22 protein-coding genes and 1 pseudogene are annotated in these 24321 nt (G+C 41.5%); 6 read left to right on the plus strand and 17 right to left on the minus strand.

Translation table 11 applies throughout. The annotated features are described in order from the left end of the window. The first annotated feature begins 154 nt into the window (after nucleotides 1-154). Entirely contained in the window at nucleotides 155-1009 is an 855-nt protein-coding gene (locus V7L07_RS01445) for a fasciclin domain-containing protein (protein ID WP_335054376.1), read from the plus strand. A 514-nt stretch (nucleotides 1010-1523) separates the two neighbouring features. On the opposite strand, the gene V7L07_RS01450 is transcribed toward V7L07_RS01445, so the two are convergent. The 3 genes from V7L07_RS01450 to hemL all read right to left on the minus strand — a co-directional run bounded on the left by V7L07_RS01450 (nucleotide 1524) and on the right by hemL (nucleotide 4408). Continuing rightward, entirely contained in the window at nucleotides 1524-2432 is a 909-nt protein-coding gene (locus tag V7L07_RS01450) for a polysaccharide deacetylase family protein (protein ID WP_335054378.1), read from the minus strand. A gap of 396 nt (nucleotides 2433-2828) precedes the next feature. Further along, complete coding sequence (locus V7L07_RS01455; protein WP_335054380.1) at nucleotides 2829-3029, minus strand: hypothetical protein; 201 nt, start codon at nucleotides 3027-3029, stop codon at nucleotides 2829-2831. Nucleotides 3030-3109: 80 nt separating this feature from the next. Beyond that, entirely contained in the window at nucleotides 3110-4408 is a 1299-nt protein-coding gene (gene hemL / locus V7L07_RS01460) for a glutamate-1-semialdehyde 2,1-aminomutase (RefSeq protein ID WP_179065382.1), read from the minus strand. Between the two features lie 471 nt (nucleotides 4409-4879). Here hemL and hisIE point away from each other — a divergent pair, with 471 nt between their 5' ends. After that, complete coding sequence (hisIE, locus tag V7L07_RS01465) at nucleotides 4880-5530, plus strand: bifunctional phosphoribosyl-AMP cyclohydrolase/phosphoribosyl-ATP diphosphatase HisIE (protein WP_335054382.1); 651 nt, start codon at nucleotides 4880-4882, stop codon at nucleotides 5528-5530. A gap of 130 nt (nucleotides 5531-5660) precedes the next feature. Here hisIE and V7L07_RS01470 read toward each other — a convergent pair whose 3' ends face one another. Then, nucleotides 5661-6920, minus strand: coding sequence for an MDR family MFS transporter (locus V7L07_RS01470; RefSeq protein ID WP_335054384.1), 1260 nt, complete (start codon nucleotides 6918-6920; stop codon nucleotides 5661-5663). A 485-nt stretch (nucleotides 6921-7405) separates the two neighbouring features. On the opposite strand from V7L07_RS01470, the pseudogene V7L07_RS01475 reads away from it, so the two are divergent. After that, a pseudogene (locus V7L07_RS01475) lies at nucleotides 7406-7597 on the plus strand (DUF2811 domain-containing protein); the annotation flags it as partial. 710 nt (nucleotides 7598-8307) lie between these two features. Here V7L07_RS01475 and V7L07_RS01480 read toward each other — a convergent pair. After that, the gene (locus V7L07_RS01480) at nucleotides 8308-9027 is read right to left on the minus strand and encodes a response regulator transcription factor (protein WP_335054386.1); all 720 of its coding nucleotides are present in this window, start codon (nucleotides 9025-9027) and stop codon (nucleotides 8308-8310) included. A 647-nt stretch (nucleotides 9028-9674) separates the two neighbouring features. Between V7L07_RS01480 and V7L07_RS01485 the strand changes: the two genes are divergently transcribed. Continuing rightward, a complete protein-coding gene (locus V7L07_RS01485; RefSeq protein ID WP_335054388.1) occupies nucleotides 9675-10301 on the plus strand; it encodes a CPP1-like family protein in 627 nt (208 codons plus the stop codon). 158 nt (nucleotides 10302-10459) lie between these two features. On the opposite strand, the gene V7L07_RS01490 is transcribed toward V7L07_RS01485, so the two are convergent. The 7 genes from V7L07_RS01490 to V7L07_RS01520 all read right to left on the minus strand — a co-directional run bounded on the left by V7L07_RS01490 (nucleotide 10460) and on the right by V7L07_RS01520 (nucleotide 18259). Next, nucleotides 10460-11152, minus strand: coding sequence for an HAD family hydrolase (locus V7L07_RS01490; RefSeq protein WP_335054390.1), 693 nt, complete (start codon nucleotides 11150-11152; stop codon nucleotides 10460-10462). Nucleotides 11153-11219: 67 nt separating this feature from the next. Next, nucleotides 11220-11660 (minus strand): GNAT family N-acetyltransferase, encoded by a 441-nt coding sequence (locus V7L07_RS01495; RefSeq protein ID WP_335054392.1) that lies wholly within the window; start codon nucleotides 11658-11660, stop codon nucleotides 11220-11222. Continuing rightward, nucleotides 11657-12742, minus strand: a complete 1086-nt coding sequence (gene hppD / locus V7L07_RS01500; protein ID WP_335054394.1) for a 4-hydroxyphenylpyruvate dioxygenase — start codon at nucleotides 12740-12742, stop codon at nucleotides 11657-11659. The genes V7L07_RS01495 and hppD overlap by 4 nt, the downstream gene beginning before the upstream one ends. Before the next feature lie 106 nt (nucleotides 12743-12848). After that, entirely contained in the window at nucleotides 12849-13553 is a 705-nt protein-coding gene (locus V7L07_RS01505) for an SDR family oxidoreductase (protein WP_335054396.1), read from the minus strand. A gap of 81 nt (nucleotides 13554-13634) precedes the next feature. Continuing rightward, complete coding sequence (locus V7L07_RS01510; protein ID WP_442935991.1) at nucleotides 13635-14912, minus strand: IS1/IS1595 family N-terminal zinc-binding domain-containing protein; 1278 nt, start codon at nucleotides 14910-14912, stop codon at nucleotides 13635-13637. Nucleotides 14913-15230: 318 nt separating this feature from the next. Further along, entirely contained in the window at nucleotides 15231-16010 is a 780-nt protein-coding gene (locus tag V7L07_RS01515; protein ID WP_335054401.1) for a phosphate ABC transporter ATP-binding protein, read from the minus strand. A 515-nt stretch (nucleotides 16011-16525) separates the two neighbouring features. Then, on the minus strand, nucleotides 16526-18259 hold the full coding sequence (locus V7L07_RS01520) for a tetratricopeptide repeat protein (RefSeq protein ID WP_335054403.1): 1734 nt from the start codon (nucleotides 18257-18259) through the stop codon (nucleotides 16526-16528). A 226-nt stretch (nucleotides 18260-18485) separates the two neighbouring features. Here V7L07_RS01520 and V7L07_RS01525 point away from each other — a divergent pair, with 226 nt between their 5' ends. After that, on the plus strand, nucleotides 18486-18614 hold the full coding sequence (locus V7L07_RS01525) for a hypothetical protein (protein WP_335054405.1): 129 nt from the start codon (nucleotides 18486-18488) through the stop codon (nucleotides 18612-18614). Here the strand turns inward: V7L07_RS01525 and V7L07_RS01530 are convergent. Beyond that, entirely contained in the window at nucleotides 18611-19900 is a 1290-nt protein-coding gene (locus V7L07_RS01530) for a Glu/Leu/Phe/Val family dehydrogenase (RefSeq protein ID WP_335054407.1), read from the minus strand. The genes V7L07_RS01525 and V7L07_RS01530 overlap by 4 nt on opposite strands. Before the next feature lie 169 nt (nucleotides 19901-20069). On the opposite strand from V7L07_RS01530, the gene V7L07_RS01535 reads away from it, so the two are divergent. Then, on the plus strand, nucleotides 20070-20252 hold the full coding sequence (locus V7L07_RS01535) for a hypothetical protein (RefSeq protein WP_335054409.1): 183 nt from the start codon (nucleotides 20070-20072) through the stop codon (nucleotides 20250-20252). A 100-nt stretch (nucleotides 20253-20352) separates the two neighbouring features. On the opposite strand, the gene V7L07_RS01540 is transcribed toward V7L07_RS01535, so the two are convergent. The 4 genes from V7L07_RS01540 to V7L07_RS01555 all read right to left on the minus strand — a co-directional run bounded on the left by V7L07_RS01540 (nucleotide 20353) and on the right by V7L07_RS01555 (nucleotide 23774). Next, nucleotides 20353-21498, minus strand: coding sequence for a beta-ketoacyl-ACP synthase (locus tag V7L07_RS01540; protein ID WP_335054411.1), 1146 nt, complete (start codon nucleotides 21496-21498; stop codon nucleotides 20353-20355). Nucleotides 21499-21565: 67 nt separating this feature from the next. Then, the gene (locus V7L07_RS01545) at nucleotides 21566-22366 is read right to left on the minus strand and encodes a peptidylprolyl isomerase (protein ID WP_335054413.1); all 801 of its coding nucleotides are present in this window, start codon (nucleotides 22364-22366) and stop codon (nucleotides 21566-21568) included. 161 nt (nucleotides 22367-22527) lie between these two features. Next, entirely contained in the window at nucleotides 22528-23097 is a 570-nt protein-coding gene (locus V7L07_RS01550; protein WP_335054415.1) for a photosystem I assembly protein Ycf4, read from the minus strand. Nucleotides 23098-23573: 476 nt separating this feature from the next. Continuing rightward, nucleotides 23574-23774, minus strand: a complete 201-nt coding sequence (locus V7L07_RS01555) for a hypothetical protein (protein ID WP_335054417.1) — start codon at nucleotides 23772-23774, stop codon at nucleotides 23574-23576. Nucleotides 23775-24321: the final 547 nt, after the last annotated feature.

Raw genomic sequence — 24321 nt, forward strand, 5'->3', positions numbered from 1 at the left:
CTTGTCAGTGTCAGTCAAAGTTAGAGATTTTACCTCACTAGCACAAAAAATCTTCTCGGAAAAAATCTTAACTTCCCGCTTTGGTTAGATTTTGTGCATAGCAAAATGTTATAAATCTTTATGTAATGTGTGGACAAAAAGACAAACAAAATTTATGAAGACAAATTACAGCAAATTGCTGACCACTTTGGCAGGCATCGCCGGATTTACTAGCTTCAACTTTCTCATTAGTTTACCATCTGATGCGAAATCGGCACTAAATCCTAACCCTAATATTTTTAAGGAAGCTCCCTACAATCAGGGGCAACGCCTTCAAGCAGACGCTCAATACACAATTGGTGAGACTGCTTCTGAAACAGAAAAAGGCAATACCAAACGCAAACCAGTAGCACAAAGTGGTGGGACGCTAAATCCCAAACCAAGTATTTTCAACGAGCCTCCCTATAACCGTGGTGGTGCTACACCTACTGAACCTGTACCCACTACCCCAAGTACTAACCCAGAAAATCAACCTACAATACCACCAACAAAAGTACCATCTACTGAGACACCGACTAAAACTCCACCAGGACCAGGAGCAAGCGACAATCAAGGCAAGAACTTGCTAGCCTTAGCAGAGTCCAACGCTTCCTTTACCACCTTAACTAAGGCTTTGAAAGCAGCAGGATTGACCGGAGCCTTGCAAGGCAAAGATAACTTAACTATTTTTGCACCCACTGACGCCGCTTTTGCTAAATTGCCACCAGATGCTTTACAAGAATTGTTAAAACCAGACAATAAAGAAGTATTGATCAAAATCCTAACTTACCATGTAGTATCTGGTAAGGTATTGTCCACTGATTTGAAGTCTGGTGAAGTAAAAAGCCTTGAAGGCGGCGCAATCAACGTTAAGGTTGATCCTACAACTGGTGTGACTGTCAATGATGCTAAAGTGACACAAGCAGATATCACAGGCACTAACGGTGTAATCCACGCAATTGATCAAGTGATTTTACCTCCTGACTTGTAGCTTGACCGTATCAGTACAACCGAGAAGATAATTAGGTTGGCATAAATTATTAATAGATAAAAACCCCGTTCAGATGTTACTTTTGGACGGTTTTTTGTCAGAATGGTGAGTTAAAGCTATTTTCAGGTAAATAGACCACGCAGTAAGGGACTTCCAAATAAAAAAATAATCAATCGCTTTGGGGAGACAAGGCAGAGATATTGCTACCTTATCTACCTTGTCCCCCTACTCCTATGGGATGCAAAAATTGAGTAATTTGATTTTTGGATGTTCCTAAGGACACAGCATTGCTGTGAAAGCAAGCCTAGAACCAGCTTTTAGATTGCCTCGTTCCCAGTCTCCGACTGGGAATACCCGTCTTTGAGGCTCCGCCTCCCTTACTGGCGGCAGAGCCGCCAAAAGCAGCATTTCCAGCCAGAGGCTAGAAACGAGATTTGAAAAGGGTTTTAGCTTAAGTTGACACCAATGAGCAATGCTGTGCCCTTAGGACTCCTGAATTTTGTTTCAATAACAATTACTTTTTGTTTGCAATCCGCTTTATATCTTTATCTTGCATTTCTAAAAGTTCAGGGATAGTAACAAAGCTATAGCCCTGTTTGCGAAAGTTAGCAATAATTTCTGGTAAAGCTTGTACCGTTTTAGAACGATTACCACCACCGTCATGCATCAGCACAATCCCACCTGGTTTGGCCTGCCTGAACACATTATTAATTAATTTTGGTACAGCCGGACGCGAGTAGTCTACAGAGTCAGACGACCAGAGAACGATGGCATATTTGCTATTTCTAGCGTAAGCAGCCACCCCATTGTGCATGATTCCCCCTGGCGGCCGAAACAGATTTGTTTTAATCCCTGTAACTTGATAAATCAAGTCTGCTGTGTGGTCAATTTCATAAGCAGCTGCTTGGGGATTCAAGAATTGATACCAATGATGCCAAGTATGATTGCCAATTACGTGACCTTCAGCAATCTCACGCTTGACTAAGCTTGGATAATTCTTCACGTTTTGTCCAATAAGGAAAAATGTGCCTTTGATTTGATTTTGTTTAAGAATATCTAGTACTTGCGCCGTACTCTCAGGCCATGGCCCATCATCAAAAGTGAGAGCAATTACTTTCTGGTCAGGAGTAAGTTTTGCCGCCTCAATTGTTTCCCCTTGAAAGCGTAGTGGCACAGTATATGAGAGATTCTTTATTTGTGCTTGTTGCTGCCAAATTCTCAGCATCGTCGCTTTTAGGTCTTCAATCATCTGCTGAGTTCCAACCTTGGCTGGTAGATTGCTGACATTTATATTGTCTGTACTTTGAGCCTCAGAAGAGCTTGACTTGATAAGCATCATCGCCCCAACACTCAAACCAGTGCTTACGACCAGCAATGTAACTAATATTTTTTGTAGACCAAAAAATGACTTTTTTTCCTCCACTTCATAGCTCCTTAAAGGGTAAAACCATCTTTTTTTCACAAGAATTCTGGCAATTTTTTATACTCTGGTAAGCCTTGCTATGCAAGCTACAGTAGGATTGGTATTTTTTAAAGTTAGCTCCAACCCTGACTCTGAAAAAATGCCTTACCCGACGGATAATCTAATATCTATAAGTAAAATCCTCGCTATGAAGGTCAGAGCCAACTTAAGCGTTAATTTTTGTAGACTATAGGGATGAGGGGAATTTCAAGAACTGTAAAAGGCAATTAATCCTGCCTTCTTAACATGAATATATTTAATGTAGGTTAAATATTGCATATCCTATTGACGAAGCCGTTGCAAAATTATGACGAAGATGTGACCTTCCTTTAGTGATAAAGGCACAGGGCAGACCTGTTAAAAAATTTCTTTGATCCCCGACTGTCCAAGATGAGTTAATAAGCTGTTGCGCCTACAGATTGCATCACAAGCATGATTAGGCAAAACCTGTAACTCCTCTCCCTTGCTCTCTGCACCCTGCTCCCCTGCCGCCTCAATGTGTAAACTATAATCACAACAGCTTACCATTGGCGGCTGAAAATTTTGCAAATAAATCATCTATATTTTGTAGGGTAGGTATTTTACCCGCCCTACAAAATGTTACAGGATACTTTTTTATTTGGAAATACTTTAACAGCTTACAGGCTAGATATTACATCCCGTGCGACTGCTAAAGTCTGATCGATATCCTCTTCGGTGTGAGCAAAAGAGGTAAACCCAGCTTCAAATTGAGAAGGTGCTAAGTAAACACCATGCTCTAACATACCGCGATGAAAGCGTCCAAATTTGGCTGTATCAGACTTTTTCGCATCTTCGTAGTTATGAACTGGGCCAGAGGTAAAGAATAATCCAAACATGGCGCTGATTTGACCGCCGCAAACTGCATGACCATTTTCTTTAGCAATTTGCAGCAAACCATCTCCTAGTTTTTTAGTAATCCGGTCAAGATACTCGTAAGTACCTGGCTTTTGCAGCAATTCTAAAGTCTTAATGCCAGCAGTCATCGCTAGTGGATTACCTGAAAGTGTCCCAGCTTGATATACGGGGCCGGCGGGAGCAACCATTGACATAATATCCCGACGACCACCATAGGCTCCCACTGGCAAACCACCACCAATTACCTTGCCTAAGGTTGTTAAATCGGGAGTGACGCCAAATTTTTCTTGAGCGCCACCGTAAGCAATGCGGAAGCCTGTCATAACTTCATCAAATACCAATAATGCTCCATACTCGTGAGTTAGTTCCCGTAATCCTTCTAAGAAGCCAGCATCAGGGGCAATAAATCCAGCATTGCCGACGACTGGCTCAAGAATGACACCAGCAATCTCGTCGCGGTTTTCTTCAAATAAAGCTCTGACGGCTTCTAGGTCATTGAAAGGTGCAGTTAGAGTGGTGCTAGTTGCTAATTTAGGTACTCCCGGTGAGTCTGGCAAACCAAGTGTAGCAACACCAGAACCCGCCTTTACTAGAAATGCATCGGCGTGTCCGTGGTAGCAACCTTCAAACTTGATAATTTTCTCGCGGTTGGTGAAAGCCCGCATCAGTCGCAAAACTCCCATACAGGCTTCAGTTCCAGAGTTGACAAATCTGACCATTTCGATACTAGGAACGGCATCGATGACCATTTCTGCCAAAACATTTTCTAGGACTGAGGGAGCGCCGAAACTGGTACCTTTTTCTAAGGCTTCATGCAGCGCTGCAATGACTTCTGGATGAGCATGACCGCAAATAGCTGGGCCCCATGTGCCTACATAGTCTATGTATTGATTGCCATCTACATCCCAAATATATGCGCCTTTAACACGATCAAAAACGATGGGTTGTCCGCCCACAGATTTAAAGGCACGAACTGGAGAACTGACTCCTCCAGGCATCAGGTTTTGAGCAGCGGCAAAAACTTCTTGTGATTTTGTTGTTTTAATTGTGGTATTTACCAAGGTTCATCTCCTAACAGTGGGCAATAAGAAGCTCTATCTTAGAATAGGGTCAAACACTGCTTAGAATTTCTATCCTATAGAATTAGCTGAAGCAAAAAAATAACAATATGTTATACAAGTCCAATGAGGACTTGACTTTAGATATTCAAACTTGATGATTTGAGGCAGACCAGGATCTTTACCGAGATGTATGCCTGCATCTGTGTAGGAGTATTTCATATCATGTTCGACTTAATGCTTATGTCATTGCGTTCGCGTAGCGTCTCGTAGAGAGCGGAGCGCAGCAATCCGAAACCTTTGCGATTGCTTTATTCCACTTCGTTGCATCCGCAATGACAAATCGTAAGTGATTTACAAAACATGATATCATAGCTGGATAATATAGTTCAATTCCAAAAAATATACCAGTTGCCCTATTCTGAATGGTATCGTGAATCCATAAGTTATTCTCATTAGAGCAAACTAGCTGGTATGTCTTCTAACGATTCGCGATCGCTGCATTACACTATCCCGGTTGAGCAAATTCGCTACGATGAGCGGGGTCTAGTGCCTGCAATTGTCCAAGATTATCTGGATGGTACTGTCCTGATGATGGCATGGATGAATCAGGAATCGTTACAAAAGACTTTAGAAACTGAAGAAACTTGGTTTTGGAGTCGTTCTCGACAAGAATTGTGGCACAAGGGGGCAACTTCGGGACATCTTCAAAAGGTGCAAAGTATCCGTTATGACTGTGATAGTGATGCGTTGCTCATCGGTGTAGAGCAATTAGGAGATGTTGCCTGCCATACTGGAGAGCGCAGTTGCTTTCACCAAATAGAAGGGGAAATTGCTGCTCCACCGGGGGATACATTGTCACAATTGTTTCGAGTAATCTGCGATCGCCGTGACAATCCTACTGAAAGTTCTTATACCTGTAAACTATTCGCAGGTGGTGATAACAAAATATTGAAAAAGATTGGTGAGGAAACTGCTGAGGTGGTAATGGCTTTTAAGGATGACGAAGCAGATGCGATCGCAGGTGAAGTTGCCGATTTGCTATATCATACTTTGGTTGCCTTAGCTCACCATCAAGTGGATTTGAAATCAGTGTATCGCAAGTTGCAAGAACGTCGTCAGTAGAGCAAAAACATCAGTAGACATCTGGTGAAAATGAATGTAGAGACGTAGCAGTGCTACGTCTCTAAAAGGATTCTGGATAACGCATATTTAATTTCTGGAGATGTCTAGTTATCTTATGGTGAGAAGTATGTTACTCAGCCAAAATTCGATTGAGGTACTGTAAAATTGCTACGGCGATCACTACACTCAAAATGAACCCTAGCCAGTAACTATTAGTAATAATTTGTGGTTGATCTAATGCCCATCCACCCAAGGGATGACCAATAAAAGAGCCAACAGCCCAACACAAAGCGTTGATGGAAAAATAAACGCCGCGTTGATTTTCCGGGGCTAACTCAGTCACTAAAGAGGCAGAAGATGGGGTATAAGAAACAATCGCCACTGCAAATACTCCCAATGCCAATGTTACCCAAACTAATTGATGAGATGGGGCAGTGCCGCTTACCCAAATTAGGGCAAAACCAATTGCCCAGAAAATAGCCGAAACAGTCAGCGCCAGTGTGTGAGAGCAGCTTTTTAAGATGCTGGTGACAGGTAACTGACAAATAATAGCGAACACTAAATGCCAAGCAAATAATCCGCTAATGGTGGTTTCAGCAAATCCCTTGGCAGTACTTTCGACAAGGACAAAGTTTTTGAAGTAAAGCGGTAGGGTACTATGGATTTGAGAAATATAGATTGTAAAGAATATATTAACTGCTATGTACACCAGGAAACGGCGATCGCTTAATACTGCCAGCCAAGCAGCAAAAAGTTCTGTCTTTTCAGATTCCGCTATTTGCTGTTGCTCAGTTTCGCTAATTCCCACATAGACAACCCCAAAAAATACCATAAAAGAGATGGCATCAATCACAAATAGCCATCGATAACTCCCAACGATCGCGATCAAAAACCCAGCTAGCACAATTCCGATCGCTAACCCCAGATTATCAGCTAGTCGAGCGATCGCAAAAGTTTCGCGGCGATTGTCAATTTGGCTAGCATCAGCAACTACAGCTTCAGCCGCCGGCCAATAGAAACCTATCCCTAAACCGCTAATCAAGCTACCAATTATCAAAGTAGTGAAATCATTGGTTGCCGCTAAAACTAGAGAACCAATTGCTGAAATCGCCGTGGCTAGCAACAAAGTGCGGCGGCGTCCCCATCGTCCAGAATCAGCCAAAGAACCACCTCCAATCCGCCCGAAGATGCCGGAAATCGAGGCGCTACCCAAGGCTACCCCAACACTGGTTGCAGATAAACCAAGTTGATTGACAAAAAAGATGGGGGCGTAAAACAGGGTGAAGCCAGTACCAACTTCTGAGAAAAATCTACCAATTGCGAAAATCCAGACCTGGGGATGTATCGATGGCAACCACGATGATAACTGAGATTGAGAAGCTAATTTCATGAGTTTAAATGTCATGATTTGATGACATTTTGGTAATTCTTATCATTGGCTACTATTTTCCTCACTCATTCCACAGGGTTTCCACAGGGATTTTAGCAGTTTTCCACAGGTGTTATACGAGTTAATAGGCTTCTTGCCGCCTGACTGGGGATTGTTAATTATAAGTAGCAAAGAAGTTTAAGGACTGAGTTTTTATTAAGTTAAGTAACGAAAAGTTAGCTTAAAGTCCTATTCTTTCGTTCGTATTTATTTTTTATACAATCGTTTTTAACATTTCGCAGCATTGACAAACCTACCCCCTCTTGGCGCACAATGATGCGGCTTGCTTTTGTAATCCGTTCAACCGTTGGCATCAAATGTGTAAGATATATTACCAATAGATGTCAGCGTAGATTGTTTGGATAGCGAAAGAGCGTGTGAAGCCCTAAGCCGCTTTACCGCAAGCAACTTGTCCCTCTTGATTATCCTCATAGGAGGAAAATCTCATGAAAGCAACGGTTAGCATCTTTACAGAAATTCCCGAAACACTCCACGAATCCTTAAAAAACTACTTAGAAACCCATCCTGATTGGGATGAAAACAGAGTATTGACGGCGGCGCTATCATTGTTTTTACTCCAAAATGGAGATAGCGATCGCCGTGCTGCTCGAGTCTATCTGGAAACTTTGTTTCACCACTCCACAGTAGAAATGCCCTGTACCGACTTACCAGCAACAGCTAATTTACTAGATACCCCGTAGGTACTGGTATGAAGGGCGTTATTCTGGCTCATACCCTATTAATGGGGCATCGCATACCATACCCCATTAACGGGATTTTAAGCCAATAGCGATCGGCAATAAGATAACAAAAAAGATCAGAATCTACTGATCTTTAAAAAGGTTCCAATAGTTTCTTCTGTTGCCAAAACTAGTTGGTAATAGTGCCAGATTTAACTAAATATATTATCTGACCGTTAGTACTTGTTATATAGCGGTTTTCTCTTGGATACAAACACGTTCCTCGGTTACTACAGCCAAAACACAAGAGGAAATTCTTGTTTCTAGCCTCTGGCTAGAAATGAAAATCATTAGACTTCTTGCAGAAGTCGGGCAAATGGCAAGGGGTAAAAGTTTTGCATTTTACCCTTTCCCCTTTTACTACGAGAGTGCAAAAAGAACTTTTGCAAGAGGTCTATTGGTCTGCTGCCGCAAACTTAGAAGGTTGTAGCCCCCCAATAAGCATTTCCAGCCAAAGACTGGGAACCAGAGAAAGCTTTTTCTGTATTTGAGCAATATCTACCTATGTTGATTGTCTAAATTTGTCTTTTACTAAATTCAAAGAAATTCACTAAATATCTGCCCCAAGAGTCAACAGTCAAGAGTTAAAAAACTCTAGACTATAAAACTCAGGACTTGGCTTCCACTTGCTGGGGATGGGCAGGAGATTCAAACTTATAGCCTACGCCGCGTACAGTTTGAATTAATGCCGGCTGACTAGCATCAATTTCAATCTTCTTGCGAATTTGGCCAATATGTACATCTACAACCCGCTGGTCGCCGACATATTCATAATCCCAGACCTCTTGGATGAGTTCTGCGCGCCGCCAAACTCGGCCAGGATGACTGGCTAAAAAATGCAACAAGTCAAATTCCAGAGCAGTTAAAGGTACTGGTTGATTATTAAGTGCTACCTCCCGTCGCACCGGATCAATCATAAGTTTTTCAAATACCAAGCGTTTCTGCTCGGCCGTAGTTATCACTCGCTGACGCCTCAAAATAGCTCCAACTCTGACTTCTAACTCTCCTAGCCCAAAAGGCTTGGTGAGATAGTCGTCAGCACCTTTAGCAAAGCCACGAATTTTGTCAGCTTCGTCAGCACGGCTAGTCAACATCAGAACAAAAACACCATTACGACTTTGCATCTCTTGGCAGAGGTTAAACCCTGTGACATCTGGTAGATTCACATCTAGAATCACCAAATCAGGGTTAAATTGCTCAAATAGAGTTAAGGCTGTCTTTCCATCTTCGGCAGCCTCCACCTGATAGTTCTGCTTAATCAAAAAGCGTTGGATTAAATTCCGAACCGCAGGGTCGTCGTCAACTACAAGAATCTTGGCGGGAGCCATGACCATTACTTTGCACAAAAATTCGTAAGATTAACAAGAGAGTTGCGTAAAAACGCAGTTGCCACTTTGGCACTAACTAAGAATCTACAAGGCTACGGTATAAGAATCCCGATCATTCAAAAATAAATACTCTAATCAGGATTGTGGGCGATGAGAACGCGAAATTTCTGTTAGGCACAGTATATAAGCGTTCTGACTTTAGTCGCAACAGTTCTTGATACTAAGACACCTCTTGATCCCAGTTAGGTGGTAACTTAAAACGTTTTAATTTTAAATCGATATGCGGATATATACCACAAGCGATTATTCAGTATAGTTAAAAAAAATCTATTAGGGCACTGTAAGTTGCCAAATTTGAAATAGGAAAGTTGATTTTTTCATAAAAACTATGCATTTTTAGGTACTCTCCGATCAAATTCTAGATTAAAGCCAGAATTAAGCAACGGCATGAGGGTATACACGGAGTTATAGTGATATGTTAAAGTGACTATAGTTGAAATTAGAAAGTCGATCAAACTAACCCGTGCTACTATCCTGGTAGGGCATAAAGTAGATAGAGACTTTAGTTTCGATCAAAATAAAACCTAAAGCTGTTTTTTCTTCGACATAAAGACTGCCGCTGACTGAGGCTGAAGTAATAAACTCCCATGAGCGATCAAAATCCCTACGAAAAACTTGGGGTATCAGAAGAGGCTAGCTTCGATGAAATTCAGGATGCTCGTAATCGCCTATTCGAGCAACACAATGGCGATGCCAAGCATTTAGAAGTAATTGAAGCGGCTTACGATGCGATTTTAATGGATCGCCTACGGATGCGCCAGGAAGGTAAAATCAAAGTCCCTGAACGCATCCGGTTTCCAGAGTTGCGAGTGCAATCGCCTCCTAAAGAAAGTCCAATCCCTCGCCAGCAGTCACCTGCATGGCTACAACGGCTGCTCGATGAGCCATCGCCTGCGGATATACTCTTACCAGGAGCTTGGTTTCTTGGTTTGAGTTCTATTAGCCTGTTCTATCCAGAAGGAGGCGAGCAGATTTTACAGTTGGCATTGGTGGTTGGTGTAGGCACTAGTATTTACTTTCTCAATCGTAAGGAAGGCAAATTTGGCCGGGCAGTTTTACTCACCCTGGCTAGTTTAATAATTGGCTTAATCGCTGGGGGACTAATTGCTATCTGGCTTTTACCACAAATACCATTCGTCAATCTGTCATCGAATCAGTTCTCTAGTGTACTGACGTTTATATTCTTTTGGTTGGTTAGTAGCTTTCTACGCTAAATCGATAGCCGTCAGGAAGCTTCTAGAAACTTCTAAAAAGAATACATGATTGATGTGTGTTATTTTTCTTGGTTTTAACACGCGGTAAGGGTGCATATACGTGTACCCTCACTACGGATATGGTATTGATTCAAGCTGTTGCAGCCTACAAAGTCTTTCTAGACAAGGCGTTGAGATTCTAGAACTAAATCTACAGCAGTGCTAAAGTCTTTAACTATTAAGTCGGGGTGGTAAAGTTCCAATTGGGTGCGATCGCGAATCCCACATTCTACAGCCATCACCCTAATACCATAATTTTTCGCAGCGGTGATATCGGCTTCTGTATCTCCCACCATCCAGTTATCAGCAGCGGGGGGTAGTTCTTGTAATGCCCTAGCCATTAACAAGGGCTTATCTTCAATATCACGAGTTTTCACGTAGTCGTTACTTAGGCAATAACAACGGTTTTCTGGGAAAAATCTCCCCAAATCGTATTTTTTGAAAGCATAATCTAGTTCTCGAACTCGGCGCATGGTCATCACTGCTAAATCAATTCCAGCTTGTTGAATTTTTAACAGTGCATCCACAGCACCAGGGGCGAGAGTATCATAGTTGAAATAAGCTTCTGTATGCACAGTTTGCCGCCGTAATTGGGCGAATTCTTGGGCTTGGGCTTCGTCTAACCCTGAATTTAAGGCGATTTGTTTTTCAGGAATGCGCGATCGCTTTAACTCCCAAAATTCTTCTTTTGCAAGTTCTTGCACCACTTGGTCTGGACGACGGGTTTTCTCCAAGCAGAATTGATAAACACGGTAGTACCGTTCGGAAACATCAATAATTGGGCCGTCGAAGTCAGTAATCAGTCTTAGCATCGGCGGAAAATGTTAATTTTTATTAAAATTATCTCAGATGTACGGCTATTTTTCGAGACTATCAAGTTTAGCTAAGGTTTTTTTGTAAACTCTTTTTAAGAAAGTATCGGCGATGACCTGGAGGAAAATCTTCTAACTCTCCAAAAACTTCATACCCCAAGTGCTGATAAAATTCAGGAGCTTGGAAGCTGTAAGTAAAAACATATACGTTTAAGCAGCCACGATTAACAGCCTCCTGTTCTGCCGCCAAAAGTAGTGCTTTTCCATATCCATCACCTCTTAACTCTTCTGCAATCCAAAGAGTACCGATATGAAGCCATCCCAAGCCAATAAAACCTTCCAAGCCACCCACGACCTTTTCTTTGGAATCACGAAGCAATAAAAACAGTGGCGTATATTGGTAATCTCCAATTTTGTTTATATTGAATTGGTGAAGTTGTTTGTCTACAAAATCAACTTGTTTGGAGTCTGGTTGACTTTCAATTGATATTTTGTACTCAGACATCATTGCAAAGTACCGCGTTTGATTTGTTCGCTTTCAATAGCTTCAAATAAAGCACGAAAGTTACCTTCGCCAAAACCTTTAGCTTGCAAACGACGTTCAATAAATTCAAAGAAAAATGTCGGCTGTTCAAAAATGGGCTGAGTGAAAATTTGCAATAGTAGGGGTGCGGTTTGTTGTTTACTGACGGGAGTATATTCTTGCCAGTCTACGAGAATTTCTTGTTGAGCGATCGCATCCAGTTCTAGAGGTGATAGTGTAAGTCCTGGACGCTGTTTTAGCTGGGTGTAATAGGTTTGGGGAACTGAGAGTAAGGATAAACCATTAGCACGAAATTTAGCGATCGCACTCACAAGATTAGTTGTCCGCAAGGCAATATGTTGAATTCCTGGTCCCCGGTTGACATCGAGAAACTCCTGAATTTGAGAATTTCTAGAAGCCGGTTCATTAATTGGTAATTGGACGCTACCATTACGCGAAACCATCACCTGGCTGTGTAAAGCAGAGCGATTGGTTTTAATTTTAAATGCTTGCTGGGGTTGAAAATTGAGGATGTTTTCGTACCAAGCCACAGCACTCTCTAATTCCCCAACTGCTACGTTCAGCACTATATGATCTATGGCGGTAAAAGTGTTGTCATTTGTCATTTGTCCTTTGTCATTTGTGTTAGTTACAAATGACGACGGACAAATGACAAATGACCTTTCTATCAATGTATGAGTCAGTCCACCCCAGGCAGCAATTTTGCCGCATTTGATGAACGCTGTACCTACCTGGCGTTCTTGGATGGGTTGTAGGATTGTAGCACCGTGTTTTTGAGCTAGTGCGATCGCGCCTTCGACATCTTCAACAGCAAAAGCGACATCTGCCACACCAGGGGGATATTGACGCAGAAACTCGGCTACTGGACTGGTAGGCAACAGTGGTGAAGACAGAAAAAAGCAGACATCACCACTTTTCACCACTTCTGTACAAGTATGAAATGAACTGATGCGATCGGCTACTGGTTGAAAACCAAGATGGTGTATAAACCAATCCCGCCATACTTTCGCGTCTTCTACATAGAAATGAACGTGATCAATTTTCATAGATACTGAAAATACAGCATAACAGCTTATATCTCTGTAAATTCTGCCATTTTTGCTAGATTTTCACGTCCTTCCTAAGCAAGAATTATCTAGGCGTACTCCCACTCTAAAAGAACAGATGACTATCAGGTTGAATATTAATTTCCATTGGTACAGCTTGCGGTTCAGCAGAAAGGGCAAAGAAAATCGCATTGGCAGCAGTTTCAGGACTAAGCATTTTTTTCCGGTCTACTTTTAGGTTGACGTTATCCCAGAAAGGAGAATCTACCCCACCAAAGTAGAATAGCGTGAACTTGATACCAAAACGCTTGAGTTCTTCTGCCATGCACTTGCTGAAACCGACAACACCAAACTTAGAAGCAGAATAAGCCGCTGCCATCCCCATCGAATGCTTGCCCAGAATTCCTACCACATTACAGATATGACCAGACTTGCGCTTTTGCATCTCTTCAGCAGCCGCTTGAGTGGTGTAGAAGCTGCCTTTTAAGTTGACATCTAGCATCTTGTCTAAATCAGCAGGTTCTAGGCTGTTGTATGGCTTGAGTATACCAGCACCAGCTGCATTCACTAAAATATCAATTTGACCAAACTCAGCTATGGTCTTTTCTATCAAAGCATCTACTTGTTGAGGGTCAGTAATATCTGTAGGAACGCTCAAAACTTCCCCTGGTAAATCATTTGCCAGTGTTGTTAAACGACCGACATCTCTCGCAGCCAGTACCAACCGGACTCCTGTAGGCGCAAGTTTGTGTGTCAAAGCTGAACCAATACCACCAGTAGCACCGACAATAACAACGACTTTATTTTGCATCTTATTATTTACATTTCTTTACATCTTTTTACATAATACAGAATTACAGGCTCAGGTTGTATCTAAATATCCAGAAAGTATTTACTCACAGAGTAGCGGCGTTACCTCATATTCCTTGCCACTCGCCTTTAATGTAAATGTAGGAGATGATTCTAAATATTTAGTAAAATTGGAACCTAACTTTAATTTTTTAATAATTGAATTAGGAGATTCTCCGGTTATTTTATGTAATTCTGAACCTAATTTAGACACAGATAATTTAGTTTTAGGGGACTTTATTTGTATATCTTGAATAATTTTTAATAGTAATTTATCTAATGTTTTTTCATTAGAAATTACCGAAGAATTTTCTTCTTGAGTAGATTGTGCAGATAAGTTATCTAAAATCGGGCTGATTTCCTCAATTTCTACTTGCTTGGGATGATGTTTAATATTGATATTGGCTCTTTCTTGAAATAAGCTTGCTATCGTTGCTAAACTGTTCAATCGAGCATTGATTGAATTTTGTTCATTTTTAATTAAATCTTGTATTTGCTCAACCACTTTTTCCAAAGATGGAACTTCTGTTGCCATTGCTAAGGAATAATGAGTTAATTTGCCAGTATTTCGGTTTTCTATATGCAAAGTTTGTCCTTGTCTACGTACCCAATAAACAATCAATCCCTGGTTTTGGAGTTCGTTACAGAGGTGAATTAAAATTCCATCGCTAGAACAAACCAAAATTTCTTTAACTGTTGGATAAGACCGTAAAATACAAGCACCAAATGCGATCATTTTTGCATCAGCGCTATCCTTACCCTCTGGCACATGGACAAGTTGATACCCACGATTATATAATTCAATATCTTGCTTCCCAATACTGGGATTTCTCCAGTTAGCAAATGCCATTTTAAATTGGAGAGGATACTTACAAATACTGGCTAAAAATAATTCTGAATTTAAATCTAATTTTAAGTTTTCTGCATCCAAAAGCAGAAGTGAGATTCCTGTTTCTAATTGATGTTTAACTTCAGATTTTTGTTGAATTTTTTGGATAAATTGGCTGAATACAGCAGATTCTAGCCAATCAGGCGATAAGATAACTTGCAGCAATTCTTCAGCTAATCTCAAACTAAAATAGTCAAGACTTTTCTCTGTGATTTTTTCTTCTAGTAAGTTTTTTACTAAAGAAAGTTCCGTCGCTTCATCTGTAGATACTTTTGTATGGCCGTTGCTGTTAGTAAGCAAGTCAGTTTCTAAAGAACCAGGGAATGCAGACTCAAGGAATTGTTTACCACAGTTTTTGCAGAGGTAATTCTGCTTGTCATGACGACGACCATTTTTACGATATGAAGTAGATTCGCACCGGGGACATTTCATTTTATGATTCAGGTGGTCTAGAGCAGATACTTATCTTTAAATATATAGTATAAAAAAATACTGTAAATGTCAGTTCGTATTGCCCAACACAAGAAAAACTCAAAGCAAGAGAAAATTAAATTTAACCCCTAATTTCCGCTTGCTCCATTTAGGGAACTCCAAGAAACAAATTATCCAATTCCAATATTGTGGGGTGAACATCTTGCCCGCCCAGTCCATAAGGCTCTCGTGTCGCCCACCCCACAAGAGTTAATTGAATATTTTTTTATTTGGAAGTCCCTTAGTAACCTTCTAAATAGCTAGAATTTTAGAAACACTTCAACTGACGCGGGCAAAAACATAGTCGCGGGTACGAGAATCCATCGGGTTAGTAAACATTTTATTTGTAGTACCAAATTCAACCATTTGAGTAATCCGATTTTCATTACTACAAAAGAAAGCTGTAAAATCAGATAGGCGAGTAACTTGTTGCATATTGTGAGTAACAATCACAATTGTTAATTCAGAACGTAAATTATGAATCAAATTCTCAATTTTCATGCTACCCGTAGGATCAAGACCTGAACAAGGTTCATCCATCAACAGGACGTTCGGCTTGACTGCTAAAGCACGAGCAATACATAGTTTTTGTTGTTGACCGCCAGAAAGCTCTAAAGCTGATTTGTGCAGCTTATTCTTAACTTCATCCCAAAGTTCAGCAGCTTTGATGGCAGATTCAACGATTCCATCTAATTCTACTTTCGGATGCCATCCAACTAATTTCACCCCATAAGCAACATTATCATAAACGCTCATAGGAAAAAGATTTGGCTTGGGAAAAACCATACTAACTTGGCGACGTAAGCGATTGATATTAACACGACGCTCATAAATACTCTGTCCAAAAAATTCTACTTTTCCTTCAACTCTCACTTCTGCTTCTAATTCACTCATGCGATTTAACGATTTAAGAAAAGTAGACTTGCCACAACCACTAGAACCAATAATTGCTGTGATTTGGTTTTGGTAAATATCCATTGACACGCCTTCAACTATCTTTTGAGTGTCGTAATAGAAGCTGAAGTTTTTGACTCTGATAGCTGGAATTAGTTTACTCATATTCCCAAAACTGTGAAACGAAACTTGACTAGGTAAAACAGTAAAAATCAGCGCCGCTGTTTCACTATGTTACCCCCAAAAGGAGATATTCATGGAAATTACGTAGCTACATGGTAGCTATCTAGCAGATAAACTGTTAATAAATACCTGTCTCGTTCCCAGTCTCAGACTGGGAATGCCCTTAAGAAGTAAAAAGATAATCCCCATAAATAAATTTAGGAGATTTAATAATGACGTATTATTTCTCTCTACGAGACGCTAAGAGCGAACGCGCTACGCCACGACGCTCGTTCGCTCTTAGCATCTCCCTTTGGGAGAAGACTCGTTAACGCTGCGCTATCGTTATAAATGTTTTTATTTTATTCCATAAATAAATTTAGGGGCTTCTCTACGAGACGCTACGCGAACAAACTATTTTTATTTTTCTTTCTTTTGCTTTTTTACTTTTTACTTTTGCCTTCTTCGGTCATTGGGGCTGCCGCCAGCAAGAGTGCAAATTAAAGGGGCGCAGTAGCTTAACTATATTCGTCAATTAAAATTTGGAATATCTCATATTCTCTAATCGTATCAAAATCAGGATCGGTTTTAGCATTTTCCAATCTATTTGCTTCAAGTTTGATTGATTGTTGTAGGTTTTCTATTGCTAGAGTGACATTGTTTTGTAGTGCGTAACAACAGGCTTTGTTATACCAGCAATCAGCATTGTCAGATTTAATTTCAATTGCTCGATTGTAGACAATCAATGCCTCTTCATAACGTTGCAATTTTATCAAACTGCCACCTTTGTTATTCCAAGCATTGATGTTATCTGGCTTTAATTCAATAACTTTTTCGTAAGAGGCAATTGCCTCTTCATATTGTTGTAAATAATATAGGACATTGCCACGATCCAACCAGAAACCATAAAAGTCAGAATAGATTGTAATTGCTTGATTGTATGAGTCTAAGGCTGCTTGATAATTTTTCTGTGCTGCTAAAGCTTGTCCTCGTAACCACCAAGTATTGCTATCTTCTGGTCTAATTTCTATTACTTTATCGTAGGCTGCGATCGCTTCTTCATAACGCTGTAATTTTGCCAAGGTTTCGCCTTGTTTATACCAAGCTTGATAAAAATCTAACTGAATGGCAATCGCTTGTTTATATGCTGCTAAAGCTTCTTCATCGCGTCCTAAATCTGTAAGAGCAATGCCCTGATAGTACCACGTTTTTGAATCATCAGATTTGATTTCCAAAGCTTTTTTATAGGAATCAACTGCTTCTACATATCTTTGCAAAAAATAAAGGGAATAACCCCGTGAATACCAAGCATTAACGTAGTTTGGTTGAATTTTAATTACTCGATCGTAGGAGGCGATCGCTTCATCATGTTTGTTTAAAGAATAAAGCGCGTAGCCTCGCCAATACCAAGCATCAGCATTTTTGGGTTTATTTTTAATTATTTTGTCATAGCAAGCGATCGCCTGCTCATATTGTCGCGATGAAACTAATTTATCACCTTTTTTTTGTAACTCTTGGTTTTGATCTCTAAATATCCATAAAACTAAAACTAATCCGATAACTAAATACCGCGAATTCTCTCTAAATATTGCATTCGCAAAAACAGTTAAATTTTCTGGAAGATGAAGATATTCGCTAATTGTATGAGTGAAATTCCATAAAAACTGATTAAAAGGTCTGGCAAACCATAACAAACCAATCAATATCCAAATTCCATATTTAGCAACCTTGTTGATTTGCTGTTGAATTGCTTTTGGCAGCCACGGCTCGATAATTCCATAACCATCTAGGCCAGGAATAGGTAATAAATTAATCAAAACGACATAGATATTTAGGGAAATTATATAAGTTAGGGCAGTAATCAAAGCAAATAAAACTGAATTTGGATTTTCGAGAGCTAAAGAATCCCAACCCAATTGAAAAGGCAGTGATAGCAGGTAAGCTACAATCAAATTGGCAATTGGGCCAGCAGCCGAAACTGCACTTTTCCATTTGCGATCGCGTAATCGACTGTGATTGATATAAACTGCTCCCCCAGGTAGAGCAATACCGCCAATGAGGAGAAAAAATAACGGCATCATTAAACTCAAACTCGGTTCGGTATATTTGAGTGGGTTCAATGTCAAATACCCCTTATCTTTGACAGAAGTATCACCACCCCAATATGCTGCTATTGCATGACCAAACTCATGCAAACATAAAGACAATATCCAACTAAAACAGATAAAAGCTACTACTAGCCACATATTCATATTTATAGATATCTTATAAAAATCCTGGTTAATTTTTGATCGTATTGGCTTTTACAACAAATTTAAGCGAATAGAATTCGCGGCTACACAGGCGAAGTCCGCCTTTGCGGACTAAATTCAAATTCAGGCTTTGAAACCCAGGATCGGTAGCTTTTGTTTGTGTAGACGCGGTTTCTAACCGCCCGTTTCACGTTATGTTGACACCAATGAGCAATGCTGTGCCCTTATGACAGATGTAGTTCAAATACATGAAAACTACTGTAATAGAGAAATCATCAGTGAGCGATCGCCTAAACTTTTGCCCACTGATGATTTATTCTCCCTCATAAATTCAATTGTCGCTATCAACAATTAAGGATAAAGACCCCTGTCAGTTAGTGCCTGAGCCACTCTACCCACCCCTAAAGTGTAAGCTGCTAACCTTAAGGAAATTTGGCGCACCTCCGACTGATGAATCACCTTACGGTAGGCTTGTACCATCAAATGCTCCATTTCGCGGTTCACGCGCTCCTCATCCCAAAATACGTAAGAAAGACCCTGCACCCACTCTAAATAACTCACGACTACGCCGCCAGCATTCGCCAAAATGTCCGGTAGCACTGTCACACCCCGCGCCTCTAATGCCAAGTTAGCCTCAAGAGTAACCGGGCCGTTAGCTGCTTCTGCCACAATCTGCGCCTGTACCTGATTCACATTTTCTTCAGTAATTTGGTTTTCTAAAGCTGCTGGTATTAAGACATCGCAAGGTAAAGTTAATAAATCTGCATTGCTAATTGGTACAGATTGTGGGAAACCCGCAATACTCTTACGATTTTCAGCGGCGTAGACTTTCAACGCTGGAATATCAAGACCAACTTCAGAGAATATTCCCCCAGCACCAGTTGAAACAGCGATAATTTTCGCGCCTGCTTCATATAGTAATTCTGCTGCGGCACAGCCGACGTTACCGAAACCCTGAATCGCTACTCGCACTCCTACCAAGGATTTACCTCGATCTGCTAACGCCTCACGGACAATAATCATCGTGCCACGTCCGGTGGCCATTTCTCGCCCCAGAGAACCACCAATCGAAAGTGGTTTCCCAGTTACAACTCCTGGTACAGCATGACCGACATTTACAGAGTAAGTATCCATCATCCAAGCCATCTCACGGGCAGAAGTACCCATATCTGGCGCAGGAATATCTACGGAAGGCCCAATATCTTTGATCAACTCGCTGATATAACGACGGCTGATTCGTTCTAATTCGCCAACGCTGTAGTGTTTGGGATCTATAGCAATGCCACCCTTACCACCACCGTAAGGAATACCTAACAAGGCACATTTCCAGGTCATCAGCATTGCTAGAGCGGATACCTCGCGCAATGTTACAGCCGGATGGAAACGAATTCCACCCTTGTATGGGCCTAAAACATCAGAGTGCTGTACCCGATGTCCAGCGAGAACTTGTATTTCCCCATCATCTAGTTTCACGGGTATGGAAACTGTGACAACCTTACGCGGGTGGCTGAGAATTTCTAGTAAACCCTGATTTAAATTTAATTCTTTAGCTGCCGCTTCTAAGTAGCTACAGGCTTGGTCAAATGGGCATATATGCGCTGGAGAAGCAGTTTCCGCCAGCAACGAGGATTTTGAAATCATAAATTTTCTCCTAATCACGGTATCTTTACGAACCGGATATCATCTATACTTAAGCCTATCCCTTTTTTTGAGAAAAACAAGATTTTTGTAGTTTTTGTTACAGTTTTATGTTTTATATTCTGATATGTAAAAATTATTCAAAAATCACCATTTGTAGGGGCGCAAATTTGTGCATTGGTGTCAACTTAACGTGAAAGCAAGTCTAGAAGTAGCTTTTAGATTGCCTCGTTCCCAGTCGGAGACTGGGAATGCCGTCCTAGAGGCTCCGCCTCTCTTGCTGGCGGCAGAGCCACCAGGAGCAGCATTTACATCCGGAGGCTGGAAACGAGGTTTTAAAGGAGTTTTAGCTTAAGTTGACACCAATGAAATTTGTGTCAACTTAATCAAAATTTATATATTCCGCCTGATGAAAAGCTTTCTTAGTTTCCCCACTCCCCACTCCCTATTCCCTTTCATCTTGCTAAGGCGATCGCGGCATTCTGTCCCCCAAAGCCAAAACTCAAACATAATACCTGCTGAATTTTACTTAGACGTGCGGCTGTAACAATATCTAAATCAAACTCTGGCTGTTTCGACCCTACACAAGGCGGTAATATGTGATGCTTTAATGCCATGAGAGAAAAAGCTACACCTAAAGCTCCAGATGCTCCTAATGTATGACCTGTGCTTCCCTTGGTGGAACTAACTGCCACGCCTTGGGGAAATAAACGCTGGATTACCATGCTCTCCATTTGGTCATTTAGCAGGGTAGCTGTGCCATGAGCATGAATATAATCAATATCGGTTGTTGATAGACAACTACGTTCTAAACATTGTTTGATACCTGCGATCGCACTTTTGCCTTTAGGTTCTGGTGAATTACTATGATATGCATCGTTGGTTAAGCCAAAACCAAGAATTTCACCATACACTTTTGCTTGACGCTGCTTGGCAAACTCTGCTGATTCTAAGACAAACACAGCCGCACCTTCACCCAACACTAAGCCTTCCCGATGCAAATCAAAGGGATAAGCCCCAGTTTTCGCCAAAGCACCCATCTGCTGAAACCCAGCTAAAGTTAAAGGTGTAATCGGTGCTTCCACTGCGCCTGCGATCGCTTGTTGACATTGCCCAGTTTGGATAAGCATAGCTGCTTGGGCAATAGACCAAATTCCAGTAGCGCAAGCTGCCATCGGTGCTAAAACTATCCCCGATGCACCGATTTGCCTTGCAGCTGCGATCGCATTGATATGAGGTAATGTATCTAGCCAATTTCCAAAAGAGGACACGGGAAAATTTTCTGCCTCATGATGCATTTGCCGTGCCAACTTCTCCCAAGAAGCTTGATAAGAACGACTCGAGCCAATGACTACAGCACAATCAGCTAAAGGTGCAACTAACCCAGCGTCTTGCAAAGCAGAAGCAACAACCATCTGAGTTAATGCTGTCAACTCAGATGGCTGTTGACCAATCAAACCTAGAGGAAGTGGTCTAAGTTCTGGAAATGGTAGATGTAATCGAATTCCAGATTTACCCGCGATTAAATTTCGCCAACTATCTTCTAGGCTTCCACCCAAAGCGGAAACTAAACCAATACCAGTGAAAACAACCTTTACCAATTTAGAAGTTAGGAGTTAGAAGTTAGTAATTATTCTCCCCCTGCTCCCCGCTCCCTGCCCTTTTCCTCTACTTTCCTGGTGTTTTCAGATTTTCAGCACCTTGGGTGACTTTAGCGGAGTCAATGCGATCGCCTTGCTGAATTTTGTTTACGACATCAAAGCCTTGAGTGACATTGCCAAACACCGCGTAGTTACCATCTAAGAACGCCAAATCTGCTAAAGCAAAGTAAAACTGGGCAGAAGCGGAGTCTGGTGATTGCGATCGCGCCATTGCTACTGCACCCTGCTTATGGGGTAATACGACAGGTTGGGCGCTAGCATCAAATGGTTTATTGTAAATCGGAGTATCTGAGCCTTTTGGCTTAACTTCTAAAGGTATATAACGGGCATTTCCCGTTTTTGGGTCAATATAACTACCGGTTCCCAGGCTATCTGCTGGAACTTTCGGATCTTTGCTTTGAGGATCGCCCCCTTGAACTACAAACGGTTGCGGTTCGCGTACAACTCGATGGAAAGCTAAACCGTTGTACACACCCTTTTGCACTAAATCTACGAAATTACCAGCTGTAATAGGGGCATCAGTGCCGTCTACTTCAATCGTAATCGGTGAGCCTTTAACCGTGATTACCACAGTTGCCTTACCTTGCAGCCTTGGTAAATCTGCCAGTCCAGGAATACTCTCACTACTAGTTTGAGATACAGAAGTTGCTTCAGTAGTTGTCTTGGTGCTTGCCTCGCTTGTGTTCGAGGTAGCTGTCGAGGTTGGAGAAGACGCATTAGAAGCGACTTGCTGTGTTGAACATCCCCCCAACATCAAGGCACTGATAAGCACAAAAGAAAGCAAAAATTGTGAAATTTTTAACCGCATTGCCTGTTACCGATTTAACCAGAGTATCTTATCGTTTTAAGGGGTATTAGGGATTGGGGACTGGGGATTGGGGACTGGGGATTAGGGATGTAGGAATTAGACAAATATCAGGCAAATAAATTTTACCAGTACCCAGTACCCAGTACCCAGTCCCCAGTCCTTTACAATCCTTCTAACGACACTCCCAAAAAGCGGGCTAACTCTGCGCCTTCTGTTTCCAACTCTGTTAAAGATAAAGGTTGTCCAACCCGTGTTAAGGGTATATCTCGCCGCCCCTTAATGCGTAGATAGAGGGCACGACGGGGATTAAGACCTTCTTTTACGTCTATGATCACAGATTGTACATCTTCTATGCGGCTATCAATTTCAATTTGGCGGTTTTTGCCAGGAAACCCCCAACGGAAGATTTTGATTGCGCCAGTTTCGTGATTAAATTCGTTGTAACCGCCTCCAACGTCCAATAAAATCACTAGCCACAGGTATGTGGCTAATAGCAAGCCAGCAGCCCCATATAACCCCATTACCAGTCCTTGAGGGACGAATACCAGTTGGGTTGGATCGGAAACTATAAGTAAATTAACTTTTAAATAACTGGATATTCCAGCCAAGAGAAAGCCACTTGCTCCCAAGGTAACGATAGTTGCCCACCAGTAGTTGCTGAACCGACGAGAACCGAGAACATTTTGATGCAGGAGGCGATCGCCTTTGTTAATCGTTGTTGATGTCGTCATTGAACTACCATTGCCCGTGAGATACTCGCTGTTACATACTCGCCCACTAAATGCTTTTGCATAGAGTGGTAGCTGTCTGTGCCCATTTAGCTATTGCTTAGGAGGCACTAAGGGCTATGTTTTAAGTCCCTGGAAACCCTGCCGCAGACCATAAATTTTTTACCCTCTACTCTACAAATTTTACTGTCCTGGATGATGCTGCCTTACTTGCACTACGGGACAAACCACTTAGGCTATTTGTAGTTAGTCAAGGTATGCCAACTTCTTTTTTCTTTGGCTAAGTTTCACCACCTGCATTTTACCAAACATCGTTAACAAAAACTCAACTACGCCCCAATACACTTGGGTTAAGGACTGCTGGCAACAATTTTGGGTTTTCGAGACGCGTCAATGGTCGGCTCTAGAAGTGTTTTGTTGCTCATTCTGAACTGTATTGAACTACGCCCCTCTATGTTCCATACTACCGATATAATCTTTTATGGTATTATGCAGGGTTTCCCGTCCACCGGACTGGCTCCCAATTCTAAGCGCCAGACGGCGGGGTTTTTGACCCAAGTTCGGTCACAGGCTTCAGTGCAGGAGTCAGTATTCCCTCCTGACTTGAAAGTGCTGAGTGCTGAGTGCTGAGTAAAAATACTAGTTCCCAGTCCCCAGCCCCCAGTCATTCTTTCATTCAAGGCTGTGAAACTTGTTTGATCAGGACTGCCCCCTGCCTCTTTGTGGATCTCTTGGAAAAAAGTTACCTACATACGTCCATCTGCATTAATTTTTTTGAGATTTCTGAGAAAAGTTGTGTCAAATTGTAAAAATTCTGATATTCATATTATTTATAAGGTTTGTGTTTCATAGCTCATTTGCTTCTGCGTATCAGGCAAAAACCCTGAGTAGTGTGATAAGTTAAGAATCATTAAGTTACCACAAGCTAGATTACTAGCCGATGGTACGTGTAATGTCATAACCCTGAGAAATAATGACTTAACTAGTCAGCAGGCTCTCAGAATCTCAGTTGGTTAAAAGCAGTTGAGATTGTCAAAAAAAACGTTAATTCCTCACGGCAGTCGGTTACACTGGCTCTCCGTAACGCCTTAGAAACGTTGCAATTTTAGTAAAAAAAGAGGATTTTAGTCCGATGACCATCGCAGTTGGACGTGCCCCCAGTAGAGGGTGGTTTGACGTTCTCGACGACTGGCTCAAGCGCGATCGCTTCGTATTCGTAGGTTGGTC

It is taken from the genome of Nostoc sp., from assembly GCF_036916985.1.
Classification (GTDB): Bacteria; Cyanobacteriota; Cyanobacteriia; order Cyanobacteriales; family Nostocaceae; genus Nostoc.

What these genes read in the sequence shown, in the direction of transcription:
- V7L07_RS01525 (WP_335054405.1), top strand. Translation starts at nt 18,486, where the DNA reads ATGACAGATGTAGTTCAAATACATGAAAACTACTGTAATAGAGAAATC.
- V7L07_RS01455 (WP_335054380.1), bottom strand. Translation starts at nt 3,029, where the DNA reads ATGATTTATTTGCAAAATTTTCAGCCGCCAATGGTAAGCTGTTGTGAT.
- V7L07_RS01485 (WP_335054388.1), top strand. Translation starts at nt 9,675, where the DNA reads ATGAGCGATCAAAATCCCTACGAAAAACTTGGGGTATCAGAAGAGGCT.
- V7L07_RS01530 (WP_335054407.1), bottom strand. Translation starts at nt 19,900, where the DNA reads ATGATTTCAAAATCCTCGTTGCTGGCGGAAACTGCTTCTCCAGCGCAT.
- V7L07_RS01495 (WP_335054392.1), bottom strand. Translation starts at nt 11,660, where the DNA reads ATGATGTCTGAGTACAAAATATCAATTGAAAGTCAACCAGACTCCAAA.
- V7L07_RS01510 (WP_442935991.1), bottom strand. Translation starts at nt 14,912, where the DNA reads ATGAAATGTCCCCGGTGCGAATCTACTTCATATCGTAAAAATGGTCGT.
- V7L07_RS01515 (WP_335054401.1), bottom strand. Translation starts at nt 16,010, where the DNA reads ATGAGTAAACTAATTCCAGCTATCAGAGTCAAAAACTTCAGCTTCTAT.
- V7L07_RS01545 (WP_335054413.1), bottom strand. Translation starts at nt 22,366, where the DNA reads ATGCGGTTAAAAATTTCACAATTTTTGCTTTCTTTTGTGCTTATCAGT.
- V7L07_RS01470 (WP_335054384.1), bottom strand. Translation starts at nt 6,920, where the DNA reads ATGAAATTAGCTTCTCAATCTCAGTTATCATCGTGGTTGCCATCGATA.
- V7L07_RS01445 (WP_335054376.1), top strand. Translation starts at nt 155, where the DNA reads ATGAAGACAAATTACAGCAAATTGCTGACCACTTTGGCAGGCATCGCC.
- V7L07_RS01550 (WP_335054415.1), bottom strand. Translation starts at nt 23,097, where the DNA reads ATGACGACATCAACAACGATTAACAAAGGCGATCGCCTCCTGCATCAA.
- hppD (WP_335054394.1), bottom strand. Translation starts at nt 12,742, where the DNA reads ATGAAAATTGATCACGTTCATTTCTATGTAGAAGACGCGAAAGTATGG.
- hisIE (WP_335054382.1), top strand. Translation starts at nt 4,880, where the DNA reads ATGTCTTCTAACGATTCGCGATCGCTGCATTACACTATCCCGGTTGAG.
- V7L07_RS01480 (WP_335054386.1), bottom strand. Translation starts at nt 9,027, where the DNA reads ATGGCTCCCGCCAAGATTCTTGTAGTTGACGACGACCCTGCGGTTCGG.
- V7L07_RS01520 (WP_335054403.1), bottom strand. Translation starts at nt 18,259, where the DNA reads ATGAATATGTGGCTAGTAGTAGCTTTTATCTGTTTTAGTTGGATATTG.
- V7L07_RS01490 (WP_335054390.1), bottom strand. Translation starts at nt 11,152, where the DNA reads ATGCTAAGACTGATTACTGACTTCGACGGCCCAATTATTGATGTTTCC.
- V7L07_RS01505 (WP_335054396.1), bottom strand. Translation starts at nt 13,553, where the DNA reads ATGCAAAATAAAGTCGTTGTTATTGTCGGTGCTACTGGTGGTATTGGT.